Genomic DNA, 15,659 nt, shown 5'->3' on the forward strand with positions numbered 1-15,659 from the left:
CGCCCTTGCTGGCGTGAACATCACCAGACATCTGCTCAACTGGCGTGGACACATCAAACATACTCCGGCACAAAGAAGCCCGCAATGATCGCTTTTCAGCGCAAAGTCCATTGCGTCCAGGGGAAATGGCATGGCAATTTTGGCTGGATTTTCGTTGCGGATCAGTGCAGCAATGATGCGGGATTTTGGTGGTGTTTTGGTCCCTTTGGGTGGTGGGGGCGCTCCGCAAGCTCTTGCGCTATCGCAATCATTGCGCTTACGGTGGAAATATGTCGGCAACAACGCAAAGCCCCCAATCCCCGCACGTGCTGCGTGAATATGCCATGATTGCCGACGGCGAACGGTCGGCATTAATCGGCCCCCGCGGGGATGTCGCCTGGATGTGCGCCCCTCGGTGGGACAGTGCGGCGTCCTTTTCCTCCCTGATTGGTGGCAGCGGCAGTTTCGCGGTGACGCCTGCCTGTGACCGGTACGTCTGGGGCGGCAGTTACCAGGAAGGGACACTGATTTGGAAGAGCCGCTGGGTTACCACCGATGGAATCATTGAATGCCGGGAGGCCCTGGCACAACCAGCCGACCCGCATCGGGCAGTGTTGTTGCGACGCGTGCATGCGGTCTCGGGTCCGGCGGAAATGAATGTGGTCTTTGAAGTTGCGGCCGGGTTTGGCCGGCACGCCATGACACGGCTCAAATGTGCGGACGGGATCTGGACGGCTCGTAGCGGCCCCTTGCACATCCGCCTGAGCGGGGCCCCAGAGGCCACGGTGTGTGAGGGCGTGCTTCACCTTCGTCTCGAGGTGGCCCCCGGCGAGGCTCATGATTTCGTTTTGGAATTGTCCGAGCTGCCGTTCACCTCGGCACCGGTGGATGCCCGCGTCGCTTGGGCTGAAACAGAAGCCAGCTGGCATGATGCCGTCCCAATGCTGTCGGAAACCATAGCGCCCGACGATGCCCGCCAGTCCTATGCCGTGTTGCGTGGCATGACCGCAGCCAGTGGGGCCATGGTCGCGGCAGCCACACTTGGCTTGCCCGAACGTGCCCAGGAGAAACGCAACTACGACTACCGTTACGCGTGGATCCGCGACCAGTGCTACGCGGGCCAGGCGATTGCCGCATGCGGGGACTATTCGCTCCTTGATGACTCCGTCCGTTTCATCACCGCCAGGCTCCTGGAGGATGGGCCCGGCCTGAAACCGGCCTACACAGTCAGCGGGGGGCGGGTTCCGGACGAAACCTCACTCGCTCTGCCCGGCTATCCGGGCGGGTCCGCGAAAGTTGGGAATTGGGTCAATGAACAATTCCAGCTGGATGCCTTCGGCGAATCCCTGTTGCTCCTTGCGGCCGCAGCGGGCTACGACCACTTGGATCTGGAAAACTGGCGGGCCGCCGAGGTGGCGGTGCAAGCCATTTCGGACCGCTGGCAGGAGCCCGACGCCGGAATTTGGGAGCTCAACAATGACCATTGGGCCCACTCACGGTTGACCTGTGCCGCGGGCCTGCGGGCCATGGCTGTCCATGCCCCGCCGGCCCAGGGCGTGCCATGGACATCGTTGGCTGACACGATTGTTGCCGCCACGGCCGCCGATTGCCTGCACCCGAGCGGCCGGTGGCAGCGCAGCCCGAACGACGACCGGGTCGATGCGGCCCTGCTGCTGCCAACGTTGCGGGGCGCCATCCCGGTGGCTGACCCCCGCAGTCTGGCCACGGTGGAGGCCGTCCGGTCCGAGCTGAGCCGCGACGGCTATGTCTACAGGTTCAGACAGGATGCACGTTCCCTCAATCAGGCGGAAGGTGCATTTCTCCTTTGTGGCTTCGACATGGCGATGGCCGCACACCAGCAAGGCCGTGAAGCGGAGGCAATGCGTTGGTTTGAACGCAACCGCGCCGCCTGCGCAACGACCGGCCTGTTCACAGAGGAATACGACGTCGAACAGCGCCAGCTCCGCGGCAATTTCCCACAGGCATTCGTCCATGCCGCCCTGCTCGAGGCCGCAAGCCGGCTTGCCACGCCACCGGTACCGAACCGGATCAACCTTTAGGAGAAACAATGGAAACCATTCACCAGATAGTTGTCGTGACTGGAGCCAGCGGCGGGATCGGCCGGGCCACCGCCATCGCCTTTGGGCGCCGGGGCGCCACGGTGGCCCTGCTGGCCCGGGGCCAGGCCGGGCTCGACGGCGCCGCGGCGGAAGTGGCGGCGGCCGGAGGGACGGCGTTGACGATTTCCGTGGACATGTCGGATTCCGCCGCCGTCGATGCCGCGGCGGACCGGGTGGAGAAAGAACTAGGTCCCATTGACGTGTGGGTCAATGTGGCTTTCACCTCCGTCTTTGCACCCTTCACCCAGATCAAGCCGGATGAATTCGCGCGGGTAACCGCCGTCTCCTACCTCGGCTACGTTTACGGCACCATGGCCGCCTTGCACCGCATGGGCGCCCGCAACCAGGGCACGATCGTCCAGGTTGGATCCGCCTTGGCCTACCGGGGAATACCGTTGCAAAGCGCCTACTGCGGTGCCAAACATGCCATCCAGGGCTTCAATGAATCGTTGCGTTGCGAACTGCTCCACGAGCACAGCGGCATCCGCACCACGATGGTGCAGATGCCCGCAGTTAACACGCCACAATTCTCCTGGGTTCTGTCCCGGCTGCCCAAGAAAGCGCAACCGGTCCCCCCTATTTATCAACCCGAGGTGGCGGCCCGTGCGGTCGTCTTTGCCGCCAACCATCCGCGGCGGCGCGAGTATTGGGTTGGCGGCAGCACAGCTGCCACGTTGTTGGCCAATGCGGTGGCACCCGGGCTCTTGGATGCCTACTTAGGCCGAACGGGGTACGCCTCGCAGCAAACCAGCGAAACGCGACCGTCGGACCAACCGGAAAATCTTTGGGAGCCGGAGGATGCTAATGCCGACTTTGGCACACACGGTGCCTTCGACGCCCGTTCCACTCCGCGAAGCGCCCAACTCTGGGCGTCCCACCATCACGGCGTGCTGGCGGTGGGGGCCGGCGTCGCGGTCCTCGGAATAGCCGCAGCGACGGGGATACTCCTGGGTCGTCAGGTGCGTCGATGAAAACACTCGAGATCATCCGGGGTAGCTACGGATTGTGCCAGCTGGTCCGGCCCAGCTGCTTTACCGGGTCGCCACCGGAGCAGCGCCGTCTCCCGGCACCGTTGTGCTCATGCGAGTCCTCGGCACCCGGCATGTGCTCCAGGCCTTGTTGTTGGCACGGGCCGGAACCACCGCACACCGGTGTGGTGCCCTCGTTGACTTGGCCCATGCCGGAACCATGGTCGCCGTCGCCTGTGCTGATCAACGGTGGCGCAAGCCAGCCGGCGTTGATGCCACCCTTGCCTCGACGCTTGCCGCGTTGGAGGCCCGGTGATTCAGATCCTAGGCCCGGACCGCCCCCGAAGGGGTCTGTCCCGCAATTCCAAGGCGAAACGCTCGTCATCGGTGACGTCCCCGGCGGCCCGGGCAAAAGCGTCCAGCACCGGCCCCATGGAGCGGCGCAATGCGGAGGGCATCCTGTTCATCACGGCGGCAATGGCTGCGCGCCGGTGTTCCATCACGCCATCCACCAGGGCTTTGCCCTTCGCGCTGAGGGCGAGCAGCAAATATCGCCGGTCGGCTGGGTTGTCCCGGCGGTCCAGCAAGCCCGCAGCAACCAGCCGATCGCAGGTCCTGGTGGCGTTGGAGGGGTGCACGCCCAGATCGACGGCCACCGCCCCGAGGTTTTGCGGCCCATGCGTTGCGATGAAGACCAAGACCCGTAGTTGCGTGGAGGTGACCCGGTGTTCAACTTCCGCTACCGATTGGGCGATGACGGCAAGGAAGACGCGGGCGGCGCGCATCGCCGCGTCGATATCGCCGGCGGACTCCGCTGCGATACCTTCGGCGGCCGAGCTGTCACTGGCAAGGCCGGGGGAATCAAGGTGTTTCACGCCTTCGAGTATCCATCATTTCGTTGCGTATATGCAATGCTTGCGCGGAATTGAGTATTTGCGGGCCACAAACCCCGGTCTGCCGCCCCCACAAGCACCCCTAATACCGTCCCGCACCCCCACCACCACTGAGGAACAACCCATGAAAAATCTAGCAAGCCCCACACGCACCTCGGGGATAGAACCTGCCGACATTATCCACGGGATCGACAAGATGGTGCGCAATGTTGAAACCGGCCGTTTTGAGCGTTCACTCGCGGCACTCACGGCCGCTGGGGCGTTGGTCACCGCCGCGGAGATCTATTTTGAACATGACAAGGCAAGTTTTGGCAATAAATGGATGTGGGTGCCGGTGATTTTGGGGCCTGTGGGGGCTGCGGCCGGCGTTGCGGGGGTCTGCAGCAAGCGGATGGCAAAAACCGCGCTGCCGCTTGCCTCTGCCGTCATTGTCGCCAACGGGCTCCAGGGAACCTACTTTCATGCCCGCGGGATTGCGCAAAAACCGGGCGGCTTCAAGAACCTGCGTTACAACATGGAAATGGGTCCACCCCTGCTCGCCCCACTCTTGGTGACCCTGGTGGGTGGTATGGGCATTGTGGCTGCGGTGCTGAGGCGGGAAAAGTGAGCACCCTGCCACTTGCCGCGAACGACGGCGGCGCCCGGTTCCCCGGATTTAGTTCCGCCAGCCAGTCGAAGCACTGGGACACGGCGACCTCCGCCGTCGTCATGGGCCGCCTGGGCCGGCCCTCGGACATCCGCTTCTTCACTCCCGCCCAGGAGGCGGCCGCCGGTGCCTTGTGCAACCAGCTTTTGGATCAGCGCCAGGAACCGCGCGTCCCCGTGGTGGCCTTGGTCGACGCCCGCCTGGCGGCAAAGGAGACCGATGGCTGGCATTACGAAGACATGCCATCAGATGCACAGGCTTGGGCGCGAACCTTGGCGGCACTTGATGAGGATGCTCTTCTTCGCTGCGGCGCGGTGTTCGCAACGGCCGCTTGGAACGAGCAGGCCCGCCTCCTGCAGAGTATCCAAAACCGCGGCGAAGGCCCGTGGCATGGGATGCCTGCGCAACAAGTGTGGAGCTTGTGGACTCGCTACGCGTGCACCGCGTTTTACTCCCACCCCTGGGCGTGGGACGAAATCGGCTTTGCCGGACCAGCCTATCCACGCGGCTATAAGAACCTGGGGTTGGATGCGAGGGAGCCGTTCGAGGTGCGGGATATCCACCCGCTTGATGACCCGACACGAGCGAAGGCGGGACCCTCATGAGTGCCCTTCGTGATCGCAACGAGTCGGCGTGGCTCCTTCCTGCCGGGCCGGGCACCAACCACGGCCTGCGGGAGCAAATGCGCTGCTTCGCTGACGAGGATGAGGTCGACATCGTCATAGTTGGTGCGGGTGCGGGCGGTTCCACGCTGCTCCAGCGCCTGGCGAGGGCCGGGTGGCGGGCCGTGGCGCTGGAGGCGGGTCCGTTTTGGGATCCGGAACGCGACTGGGTTAGTGATGAGGCTGGTTCACACCACCTCTATTGGACGGAACCTCGCGTCATCGCCGGACATGACCCGGTGCCGCTGGGATCCAACAACTCCGGCCGCGGCGTGGGCGGTTCCATGGTCCACTACGCCGGCTATGTGCCCCGATTTCACCCCAGCGATTTCCGCACCCACACCCTGGACGGGGTGGGAGCCGACTGGCCCTTCCAGTATCAGGACCTCAAGCATTATTACGAGGACATCGAGGAAGAACTGCCCGTTGCCGGTGAGCATTGGCCCTGGGGAGACCCGCACGGTTATCCGCACCGGCCCCACCCGGTCTCCGGGAACGGGGAGCTTTTTTTGCGCGGCGCCCAGGCCTGCGGGATCACAGCCAAGGTGGGCCCCGTTGCCATCGCCAACGGCCGCTTCGGCAACCGTCCCCATTGCATTTACCGTGGGTTCTGCCTTCAAGGCTGCAAGGTCAACGCCAAGGCCTCACCCCTGATCACCCACATTCCCGATGCCCTCGCCCATGGTGCCGAGGTGCGTCCGGATTCCATGGTCACCCGGGTCGAAGTGGATGCACGAACCGGCCGGGCCACCGGCGTGCACTACATTCGCCAGGGCGTGGCGCGTTTTCAGCGGGCCCGCATGGTGGCAATTGCCGGCTATTCCATCGAAACACCCCGCCTGCTCCTGAACTCCGCCACCCCGCGGTTCCCGGAGGGGCTTTGCAACGACTTTGACCAGGTGGGTCGTTACCTGATGGTTCAGGGAGCACCCCAGACGGCCGGGCGTTTCGACGCCGAGGTGCGGATGTGGAAAGGTCCGCCGCCGGAGGTGAGCAGCGAAGAATTCTATGAAACCGACCCCGCGAAACCCTATAAGCGCGGATTTTCCATCCAAACCGTCTCGCCCCTGCCCATCACCTGGGCCGAACACGTCATGGCCCAGGGTCATTGGGGTGCATCCCTGCGCAACTACATGAGCGACTACGTCCATTGGGCGTGCCTGGGCGCCTTGTGCGAGTTCCTGCCGAATGCCGACAACCGGGTCACCCTCTCCGGGGAGAAGGACCGTTACGGGCTTCCGGTGGCGCATTTCTGCTATTCCCAGGGCGGGAACGACCAGGCATTGATGAAGGCGGCCCAAGAACAAATGGAGCTCATCCTCACAGCGGCTGGCGCCGATGAGGTCATCACGATCGACCGCTACGCCCATCTGGTGGGCGGTGCGCGCATGGCCGCCAGGGAAGAGGACGGCGTCGTTGACGGGGAGTGCCGCAGTTTCGCCGTGGAAAACCTGCTCATCACAGACGGCAGCGTGCTGCCGACCCAAGGCAGCGCCAATCCGGCACTGACCATCATGGCCGTAGCCGCCCGCGCCGCCGACCGGCTCCTCATCAACGGAGGGCCGAACCGGCAGAACTAAGACCCAAAAACAAGACCAAGGCCGCGGCCGCGTCCGCGACCCTTGGGAACACCCATCGTTGGAGGAGAGAAGCATGGCAAAGGAAACAGTCTCGGACTATCTGCTGGCACGACTACGCGAATGGGGCGTGGAGCACGTGTTCGCTTTCCCCGGAGACGGCATCAACGGCACCTTGGCGGCGTTTGGGCGCGCGAAAAACCAGCCGAAGTTCATTCAGTCCCGACACGAGGAAATGTCCGGGTTCGAGGCGGTCGGCTACGCCAAATTCACCGGCCGGCTCGGTGTCTGCATGGCGACCTCCGGCCCAGGGGCCATCCACCTCCTGAACGGGCTCTACGACGCAAAGCTTGACCATGTTCCGGTGGTGGCCATCGTCGGGCAGACCGCGCAATCGGCGATTGGCGGTTCCTACCAGCAGGAAGTCGACCTGGTGACGTTGTTTAAGGACGTTGCTGGCGACTACGTCCAGCTGGTCACCGTTGCGGAGCAGTTACCCAATGTGTTGGACCGCGCCATCCGGATCGCCATGGCCGAACGGGCACCCACCGCGATCATCATCCCCTCGGATGTGCAAGACCTGGAGTACTCGCCCCCCACCCACGCGTTCAAGATGGTGCCCTCGAGCCTCGGGGTGCATTGGCCCACCATCATCCCTGACAATGAAGGACTCAAGGAGGCTGCGGCACTGCTCAATGCCGGCAGCAAGGTGGCCATGCTGGTGGGCTCCGGTGCCCGGGACGCCCGCAAGGAAGTCCAGGAGGTGGCCGACTTACTCGGCGCCGGCGTCGCCAAAGCCCTGCTGGGCAAGGATGTCCTCTCCGATGAGCTGCCTTACGTAACTGGATCCATCGGCCTGCTGGGCACCCGGCCCAGCTACGAACTCATGGCGGACTGCGACACGCTGCTCACCATTGGTTCCAGCTTTCCCTACACGCAGTTCATGCCCAAACCCGGCCAGGCCCGCGGCGTTCAGATCGATGTCGACGCCAAAATGATCGGGATGCGCTACGCCTACGAAACCAATATTGTTGGCGACGCGAAAGCCACGCTGCAGGCCCTGATCCCGCTGCTGGTCCGCAAGGAGGACCGCACTTGGCTCGAAACCATCGAAGCAAACGTCACCCGATGGTGGGAGACGATGGAGATGGAGGCCAAAGTCGATGCCAAACCCATCAACCCCATGCGCCTGTTCTCCGAGCTCTCCCCCCGCCTGCCGGAGAACGCCATTGTCACGGCGGACTCCGGATCATCAGCCAACTGGTATGCTCGGCAACTGAAATTCCATGGCAACATGCGCGGCTCACTCTCCGGCAACCTGGCCACCATGGGCCCCGGAGTTCCCTACGGCATCGGCGCCAAGTTCGGCTCCCCGGAGCGACCCGTAATCGTCTTCGCAGGGGACGGGGCCATGCAAATGAACGGCTTGGCCGAGCTGATCACCATCAAGCACTACTGGAAGGAATGGTCCGACCCCCGCCTTATCGTCGCCGTCCTCCACAATGACGACTTGAACCAGGTCACCTGGGAGATGCGCGCCATGGAAGGTGCACCATCATTCACCGAGTCCCAAACCCTCCCGGATATCCCCTACGCCGAGTTCGCTGAACTTCTGGGATTGCAGGGCATCTACGTGGATTCCCCGGACGACGTCGGCCCGGCCTGGGAGCGGGCCCTGGCCGCGGACCGCCCCACCGTCCTGGACGTTCGGGTTGACCCCGACGTCCCGCCGATCCCACCGCACGCAACCTTCGAGCAGGCCCTGGATAGCGCGAAGGCAGTACTCAAGGGCGATCAAAGCGCCCTGGGAATCATCGTGGAGGGCGTCAAAACGAAGCTACAGGAATTCCTCCCCCACAAGGAGAACTAAGGCCGTGAAGTCCGATCCGATGATCCAGAAGCTGGAGGTATCTGCGTTCCGGGTGCCCACGGATGCCCCGGAAGCAGACGGCACCTTTGCCTGGGACTCCACCACCATGGTCCTTGTCCAGGCTCACGGGGGCGGCGCCACCGGGCTCGGCTTCACCTACGCCCCGGCAGCCTGTGCAGCCCTAACCACCGAACTGCTCAGTCCCGCCGTCGTCGGCCTGTCTGCCCTGGACGTGGGCGCCGCCGCGGGCGCGATGGCCCACGCGGTGCGCAACGCCAACCGCCCCGGCGCAGTTGGCTACGCCATCTCCGCAGTCGATTGTGCACTGTGGGACCTCAAGGCCAGGCTCCTTGGGCTGCCCCTGCACCGGCTCCTCGGGGCCGTCCGGGGTGAGGTGGCCGTCTATGGCAGCGGCGGCTTCACCACCTATGACGAGCGGGAGCTCAAATCCCAACTCACCGGCTGGGCTCACGACCAAAGGATCCCCCGGGTCAAAATCAAGATAGGCGAATCCGGCGGGACCCGGGAGGCCCGTGACCTGGTGCGGATGCGGCAGGCTCGAGAGGCTGTCGGTGACGACGTCGAACTATTCGTCGATGCCAACGGCGGCTACAGCGCCAAACAGGCCATCCGGCTCATGTCCAAGGCCGAAGGCCTGGACATCCGTTGGCTGGAAGAACCCGTCAGCTCGGAGAACCTGGCCGGGTTGCGGGAGGTCCGCGATCGGGTCGATGCCGACGTTGCCGCCGGCGAATACGGTACGGAGCTGAGCTACTACCAACGAATGTGCGCAGCCAATGCCCTCGATTGTGTGCAGGCAGATGTTTCGCGGTGCGGCGGTATCAGCGAATGGCTGCGGATCGCCGCCGTCGCTGCGGCCCACGAATTGGAAGTCTCCGGCCACTGCGCCCCGCACTTGAGCGTTCACGTGGGAGCAGCCACGCCGAACTTCCGGCATCTGGAGTGGTTCCACGACCACGTCCGCATAGAAACGATGTTCTTCGACGGCTGTCTGGACCCGGCAGGCGGGACTCTCACACCCACCTCCGACGCCGGCAACGGGCTGGCCTTGCGCACCGCCGACATGGTCCCCTACCGGATCGCCTGAGAGCCGAGGCACTGCCATGGACCCGTCCGCCCCCCAGCCGCAGGAACCACCACCGTCCAGTCACAGGGACCTGCCGTGGTGCTGCCGGTGTGGTACTGACGAGTACTTGAATTTCGAGGCCGTGGTGGAGGTTCCCGACCACTTCGACCTCGTCGATGTCAGCTACGTCTGTGCCGGGTGCGAGAGCTTTTACGGACATTTGACCCCCAAAGCCGGAATGGAATCCAATGTCCTGGCAAGCTTCGGCATCCCACTCGTCAACGAAAAGGCGGCCGGGTACCTCCACTGTGGTGAGCCCATGACGCCCACCGGCGACCGGATGCCGACACCCCACGCGCGGATGGGTCCCCACCACGATTCGTGGCAACCTCCCAGGCGTTCCCCCATGCAAGTCCTGCGGTGCCGCTGCGGGTTTCAAATGGAGGTTCCCCTCCGTCCGGACGGAGGGGCGGTCCGCAAGATAAGTGCCCCGGGATCTTGGCCGTCGCACTCAATCAGCCCCACAGGCAAGGGCCAGGTGCCACAATAAGGCCATGAGCATGCAACGCTTCAACAGGCGCTCCCACCACTCCCGGATTCGCTTGGCAGTCATGGCGGCGATCGGCGTTGCCGCCGCGCTGGCAGTGGGACTTTTCGGTTCCTGGGATTTTGCCCCGTCACTGGGATGGGATGCCGCGTCGCTCACGTTTTTGTGCTGGGTCTGGGCCATCATTGGTCGACTGGATCCGGCGGGCACCGCCGCCCACGCCGGCCGGGAAGACCCCGGCCAAGCGAGTTCGGACGTGCTCCTCCTGGCTGCGACAATGGCAAGTTTCGGCGGCGTCGTCCTGATTCTCTTGAACGCCGGCTCAGCCCAAGGAGGCTCGAAAGCGGCAATCCTTGGCCTGGCCCTGGCGAGCGTGGCCTTGTCCTGGTTCCTCATCCACACCATGTTCACCCTCCGATACGCCCGCCTCTACTACCGCGATCACAAAGGAGTCGACTTCAATGAGGAGACCCCGCCCCACTACCGTGACTTCGCTTACCTGGCCTTCACCGTAGGCATGACGTTCCAGGTCTCCGACACCGATCTGAAAACGGATGCGATTCGGTCCACAGCACTGCGCCATGCACTCCTCTCCTACCTGCTCGGTGCCATCATTTTGGCGACCACGATTAACTTGGTCGCGGGGCTCGTTGGCTAGTGTCCGGACTAGCAGGCCAAGCTTGTAGTGGACATTTGAGAGGAGAACTTCTCTCTTGACATGTTGTGCTCGCTTACGGTGGGATTCTTGGTGGCTGTGTCTATGTGCAAGGCCATGTTGTCCTTGGCGAGGACGATTGAGCCGTCAGGAGCCCGGATGAATAGTGGTGCCATGTTCGAGAATTTCATTGTTGAGGACATTGATGTCGGCGAGAGAATTGTTCATGTGCGCCACGGCGGGCACGGGCCCGCAGTGCTCCTCTTACACGGGCACCCACGGACAGGCTCAACTTGGCATTGGGTCGCGCCCGCTCTAGCCGCTCGCGGCTTTCGCGTTGCGGTTCCCGGCCTTCGGGGCTACGGTGCCTCATGCGGGCCGGCGGCCGCGATAAACCACGCGCCGGCATCAAAACGCGCGATGGCTCGCGATCTTGTGGCCTTGATGGACACGCTCGGAATCCAGAAATTTGCAGTCGCCGGCCATGACCGCGGCAGTTACGTCGCCTTCCGATTGGCGCTGGATCATCCCCAAAGACTGACCAAGGTCGTTCTGCTGGACGGCCTGCGGATCGTCGAACATCTCGAGCGAATCAACGTCGACTTCGCAACACGCTGGTGGCACTGGTTCTTCTTCGCCAAGCCCAGCACTCCCGAACGCGTCATCAATGCCGATCCGGACGGCTGGTACCACGGCGATGCAGAAAGTATGGGCCGCGAAAACTACGACGAATGGCGGGCCGCCACCCGAAACCCGGATGTGGTGCGAGGCATGCTTGAGGACTACAGGGCCGGGCTAAACATCGACCGCGCCGACGAAGAGGGCGACCGGTCGGCCGGGCGAAGGGTCGAGAACCCCTTGTTGGTGTTGTGGTCTTTACAAGACGATCTGGAACGATTGCATGGGGATCCGCTCGCTATCTGGCGCAATTGGGCGCCCGACGTTCGAGGACACGGCATTGACTCAGGACACGGCATTGACTCAGGACACCACATCGCCGAGGAGGCACCGGACGCGCTGACCGATGTGCTTGCACGTTTCTTTGGAAACGATTGAGGTGTTCGTGAAACTGACAAGTAGATTAATCACGGACTCTTTTGGGCCGGCGCGAAATTCTCTACACCTGGCCACCCTAGGTCTACTTGGAGTTAGTGCGACTCCTGTGCAAAGCACTCGGAACCGACTAGAGTGGCCTGCAGACTTGATCGACGGCCTAAGCAATGGGCTGGGAAACATCAACTGGCAGGGCCAGAGCTGTGTGAAGAATCCACCACTTGTTGATTATAGTCCGCTCAGTGAGGACCTTTCCGATGACGGCCAACGATTCCCTGCATCTTCCCAGTGACAACCCGGACGCCCCCGAGCCAGACCTCAGCTGTCCTAAGTGTCACAACCCCGATAGCCTGATTTTGGAGTCCTTAGGACCCATGACAACCGGTTGCGTCGATCAGGTCAGTATTGAATACAGCTGCGGGGCTTGCGAATCGTTTTACGCACACGACGCTCCGTTTAAGAGCGTAGGCAGGTTGCTGGCGGCGACATCTACCACGTCAAACGTATTGCAAATTGGGGGAAAGTACATTCACTGTGGCGAACCGATGCTGGCAGGAGAACTTCACTACACAACGTTGAAAGTTGACGACGACGATTTAGCTGACGCACCGGCGGTGACGGTTGAAACTTCCGTCTTGCGATGCCATTGCGGATTTCAAATGTCGATTCCGACCCATTGATTCGGGGAACTGCTCCCGCCGGTCTTCCTGGAAACAACGATCGTTGCCGCCATCATTCTGCTTACTGTTCACGCCATCTCGACCTTTGCCTCACGGAGCCTCGGGCCATCCTCGATTGTGACAATTTCCCACAAAACCGCTGTCGACCGACGACGCCATCAGCACCGTTCCCTGACCAAGGATCCCGCCTCAATGACGGCTCCACGGTACGTGATACCCCGACAAATTCGAGGAAGATAGAACGCGCCAGTCACCACCAGAGAACATAGAATAGGGGAAGGCGTTCAAGCTACGGACACCTGTCACCATATGGCCCATCTTCCGGTGGGGAAGGGACCTGCTGATAGCAGGAAACACACCACCCCATGCGTTCGGGAACGATCCCCGGCACGCCGGCTAGAGGACTGTTGATGACCACGCCAACCATCGATCAGACACACCCCAACAACACGCCCGCCCCGTGCAAGACCGCGAAAGAACAATCGCCACCGGGCCCGGGCCTCACGGTGGCCGAACACCTTCAAGAACTTGTCATCGATAGTACCGACCTCACTGAATTCCTCCTCCTACTCTGCGACTACTCCGCAACCCTGGCCACCGCCGAGGACCAGCCCGCCGCCGTCGAGTGTGCCGTAATGCTCTACCAACGCCACCGAACGCTCGCCGGAACAGGAAACACTGCCAGAGCCCAGCTGCTCAACGAGCTTCTCGATAACACGGAACAGAACCCATCCTTGGCGGCTTTGAAGCAAGAGCGCACCATCGTTATCCACGAGGCCCTCACCGACCAGAGGTGGCCTTTGTACAGCCAAGGACTCATAGACCGTGGAGTTAACAGCGTCCTGGCTGTTCCACTCATACTGGGCGACGGGGCAGCGGCGTCTATCAGCTTCTACTCCACCGTCCCGCATGCCTTCGACGACGACATGGCGGCCAGCGCCAAAAAATACGCCAGGCAGGCACAAGGTGCCCTCCGATTGGCCGTCCGGATCGGCGTTAAACAACAGAAGGCCGAGGACCTTCAAAACGCCATGAATGCCCGGACTGTCGTGGACCTCGCCATCGGCGTGATCATGGGCCAACAACACTGCCCCCAAGACACAGCCCTTGAGCTCCTGTGCAAGGCGGCCACCTCACGGAACGAAAACATCAGGATCATCGCCGAAGAAATCGTCAACTGGCTCACCAAAACCAACGTGACCACCCACTTCGACAGCTAGGCGCCCCGCCTGCACCCGTGGCCTGGCCTGGCCTGGCCTAAGGAGGCAACTAACCCACCGGGCGGCATTCAAGCGGCCGGGTAGTTGTCTTCGCGCAGGAAACGGGCGAGATGGGCGGCGTTGCGTGCAAGGCCGTCGTTGGTTGAAGCCACCAGGTCAGGAACCTTCTCGAGGTCCTTGTAGTCAATGGTTTGCATGGCTTCGCCCACCCAATAGGTTCCACCTTGCGCAGGCAGGGTGAATCCAATGTCGTTGAGGCCCTGCATCATGTCAGCGATAGTTTTGTGGGCCCCGTCTTCATTGCCGACCACCGCGACGGTCGCGACTTTGCCGTACATGATGGGGCGGCCTTGGGCGTCGGTTTCGGACAGGTCGGCATCCAGCCGTTCCATGACCTGTTGGGCAACGCTGCACGGGTGGCCCATCCAGATAGGTGTGGACAGCACCAGGATGTCCGCGGCAAGGATTTGCTCCCTGATGGAGGGCCAAGCGTCGCCATCGCCCATATCCACAAGCACGCCCCGCTTGACGTTGTGATCCACCACACGAAGTGAAGATGTGGCGACTCCGTGGCTTTCAAGTTCACCCAACACATGCTGCGCGAGCAGTTCACTACTGGATGCCGCCGGTGATGGGGAAAGCGTGCAAATAATGGCGAGAGCTGAAAGATCGGTCATAAGTCCGTTCCCGGTGAAATAGGGGTATTGGGGGTCTATCGCGTTATTGTGCCTCTATTGCAGTACACCACGCATGACCGGGCAGCGCCACCGGCCCACTTCCACATCGGAGGCTGTCGACTGCTTGTCCCCGCACTCATTGCCGGCAGCCGGCGAGACGGCCCGTAGCTTCTTCGGATTCAAAGGTCTAGAGTCGGAAACAGCAGATGAAGCAGCCATCGGCGTGTGCGGAGTGTCCAGATCACCATCGGTTGCCAGTCATCACGACTACCCTTCCGGTAGCTGCCCGCTCCACAACCATCCAACCATTGTGGAGGACCCCCATGTTTGAACATTTCACCACGCCCGAAGAAATTTTCAGCTACAAGCTCGGCTCAGCACTGACCATGGAGTACGACTCTTTGGAAATGCTCGGCGAGTTGGAGACGACGGCCCAGCGCAGCGAACTCAAAACGCTGTTCCAGGAACACGCAGCGGAAACCCGCCAGCAAATTGAAAACCTCAAGAAGTGCTTCGAATTGCTCGGCGAAGACGTGAACGATTCCCCCTCGCCCACCACCAAGGGCTTGGCCAAAGAAGGCAAGTCATCCATCGCCAAGACCGACGACAGCCTCCTCGATGCCGTGGTGCTCGCCGGCGCCCTCGAGACCGAGCACTACGAAACGGCCGTCTACGAAACATTGATCACCCACGCCGACGCCCGGGGTGCATCGGAGGTGGTGGCCCTGTTGCGGGCAAACCTGGACCAGGAACAGGCCGCCATTGACAAGATCAAGAAGGCCGCGACATCGATTGCACACGCGGGAGTCGCCGTCGAGGAAACGGACTCCCCGGATGCGGCAACAGGTTTTGACGGACTCGGTGGGATCGCCCCCGCAGGGGTCCCGCCCTTCCTTCCGCCGTCCAGCATCTAGCTCCAATCGAGCATTTGGACTTGGGGCAGCTGGAAGTTGAAGGCCACCACAGACCCCAGTAGTGACGTCTGGGCGCCGCGAACTCCCTACGCCCGGGCGGGGAGACCCATC

Annotated in this window: 14 protein-coding genes; 12 read left to right on the plus strand and 2 right to left on the minus strand. The window is 62.5% G+C overall.

Features of this window, described 5'->3' with window-relative positions; genetic code table 11:
* Nucleotides 1-188 precede the first annotated feature (188 nt).
* The 3 genes from AL755_RS13475 to AL755_RS13485 are packed head-to-tail and all read left to right on the plus strand — an operon-like array spanning nt 189 to nt 3,383.
* Nucleotides 189-2,039: a glycoside hydrolase family 15 protein gene (locus tag AL755_RS13475; protein WP_237762723.1), complete on the plus strand. Its 1,851-nt coding sequence runs from the start codon at nt 189-191 to the stop codon at nt 2,037-2,039.
* Between the two features lie 8 nt (nt 2,040-2,047).
* Nucleotides 2,048-3,070, plus strand: a complete 1,023-nt coding sequence (locus tag AL755_RS13480) for an SDR family oxidoreductase (RefSeq protein WP_054011447.1) — start codon at nt 2,048-2,050, stop codon at nt 3,068-3,070.
* Between the two features lie 34 nt (nt 3,071-3,104).
* Nucleotides 3,105-3,383, plus strand: coding sequence for a hypothetical protein (locus tag AL755_RS13485; protein WP_054011448.1), 279 nt, complete (start codon nt 3,105-3,107; stop codon nt 3,381-3,383).
* A gap of 1 nt (nt 3,384) precedes the next feature.
* Here the strand turns inward: AL755_RS13485 and AL755_RS13490 are convergent, their stop codons facing one another.
* The gene (locus AL755_RS13490) at nt 3,385-3,942 is read right to left on the minus strand and encodes a MarR family winged helix-turn-helix transcriptional regulator (RefSeq protein ID WP_237762478.1); all 558 of its coding nucleotides are present in this window, start codon (nt 3,940-3,942) and stop codon (nt 3,385-3,387) included.
* Between the two features lie 142 nt (nt 3,943-4,084).
* On the opposite strand from AL755_RS13490, the gene AL755_RS13495 reads away from it, so the two are divergent.
* From AL755_RS13495 to AL755_RS13535, 8 genes are all read left to right on the plus strand, one after another.
* A complete protein-coding gene (locus tag AL755_RS13495) occupies nt 4,085-4,567 on the plus strand; it encodes a hypothetical protein (protein ID WP_054011449.1) in 483 nt (160 codons plus the stop codon).
* Nucleotides 4,564-5,211 (plus strand): gluconate 2-dehydrogenase subunit 3 family protein, encoded by a 648-nt coding sequence (locus AL755_RS13500; protein WP_054011450.1) that lies wholly within the window; start codon nt 4,564-4,566, stop codon nt 5,209-5,211. Before AL755_RS13495 ends, AL755_RS13500 begins: the two co-directional genes overlap by 4 nt.
* Nucleotides 5,208-6,848: a GMC family oxidoreductase gene (locus AL755_RS13505; RefSeq protein WP_054011451.1), complete on the plus strand. Its 1,641-nt coding sequence runs from the start codon at nt 5,208-5,210 to the stop codon at nt 6,846-6,848. The genes AL755_RS13500 and AL755_RS13505 overlap by 4 nt, the downstream gene beginning before the upstream one ends.
* A 73-nt stretch (nt 6,849-6,921) precedes the next feature.
* Complete coding sequence (locus AL755_RS13510) at nt 6,922-8,715, plus strand: thiamine pyrophosphate-requiring protein (protein WP_054011452.1); 1,794 nt, start codon at nt 6,922-6,924, stop codon at nt 8,713-8,715.
* Between the two features lie 4 nt (nt 8,716-8,719).
* A complete protein-coding gene (locus AL755_RS13515) occupies nt 8,720-9,823 on the plus strand; it encodes an enolase C-terminal domain-like protein (RefSeq protein WP_237762479.1) in 1,104 nt (367 codons plus the stop codon).
* Between the two features lie 533 nt (nt 9,824-10,356).
* Complete coding sequence (locus AL755_RS13525; RefSeq protein WP_082369297.1) at nt 10,357-11,007, plus strand: DUF1345 domain-containing protein; 651 nt, start codon at nt 10,357-10,359, stop codon at nt 11,005-11,007.
* Nucleotides 11,008-11,178: 171 nt separating this feature from the next.
* On the plus strand, nt 11,179-12,060 hold the full coding sequence (locus AL755_RS13530; protein WP_054011455.1) for an alpha/beta fold hydrolase: 882 nt from the start codon (nt 11,179-11,181) through the stop codon (nt 12,058-12,060).
* Between the two features lie 1,087 nt (nt 12,061-13,147).
* Nucleotides 13,148-13,957 carry a GAF and ANTAR domain-containing protein gene (locus AL755_RS13535; protein ID WP_160318905.1) on the plus strand — a complete coding sequence of 270 codons (810 nt, stop codon included), beginning with the start codon at nt 13,148-13,150 and terminating at the stop codon, nt 13,955-13,957.
* A gap of 68 nt (nt 13,958-14,025) precedes the next feature.
* On the opposite strand, the gene AL755_RS13540 is transcribed toward AL755_RS13535, so the two are convergent.
* Nucleotides 14,026-14,634, minus strand: coding sequence for a flavodoxin family protein (locus tag AL755_RS13540; protein ID WP_054011457.1), 609 nt, complete (start codon nt 14,632-14,634; stop codon nt 14,026-14,028).
* A 323-nt stretch (nt 14,635-14,957) separates the two neighbouring features.
* Here AL755_RS13540 and AL755_RS13545 point away from each other — a divergent pair, with 323 nt between their 5' ends.
* Nucleotides 14,958-15,548, plus strand: a complete 591-nt coding sequence (locus AL755_RS13545) for a YciE/YciF ferroxidase family protein (protein ID WP_054011458.1) — start codon at nt 14,958-14,960, stop codon at nt 15,546-15,548.
* Nucleotides 15,549-15,659 lie beyond the last annotated feature (111 nt).

The sequence above is a fragment of the Arthrobacter sp. ERGS1:01 genome (assembly GCF_001281315.1).
Taxonomy (GTDB): domain Bacteria; phylum Actinomycetota; class Actinomycetes; order Actinomycetales; family Micrococcaceae; genus Specibacter.

Coding starts and splice junctions, on each gene's coding strand:
- AL755_RS13480 (WP_054011447.1), top strand. CDS start 2,048: ATGGAAACCATTCACCAGATAGTTGTCGTGACTGGAGCCAGCGGCGGG.
- AL755_RS13505 (WP_054011451.1), top strand. CDS start 5,208: ATGAGTGCCCTTCGTGATCGCAACGAGTCGGCGTGGCTCCTTCCTGCC.
- AL755_RS13525 (WP_082369297.1), top strand. CDS start 10,357: ATGAGCATGCAACGCTTCAACAGGCGCTCCCACCACTCCCGGATTCGC.
- AL755_RS13540 (WP_054011457.1), bottom strand. CDS start 14,634: ATGACCGATCTTTCAGCTCTCGCCATTATTTGCACGCTTTCCCCATCA.
- AL755_RS13535 (WP_160318905.1), top strand. CDS start 13,148: ATGACCACGCCAACCATCGATCAGACACACCCCAACAACACGCCCGCC.
- AL755_RS13545 (WP_054011458.1), top strand. CDS start 14,958: ATGTTTGAACATTTCACCACGCCCGAAGAAATTTTCAGCTACAAGCTC.
- AL755_RS13510 (WP_054011452.1), top strand. CDS start 6,922: ATGGCAAAGGAAACAGTCTCGGACTATCTGCTGGCACGACTACGCGAA.
- AL755_RS13495 (WP_054011449.1), top strand. CDS start 4,085: ATGAAAAATCTAGCAAGCCCCACACGCACCTCGGGGATAGAACCTGCC.
- AL755_RS13530 (WP_054011455.1), top strand. CDS start 11,179: ATGTTCGAGAATTTCATTGTTGAGGACATTGATGTCGGCGAGAGAATT.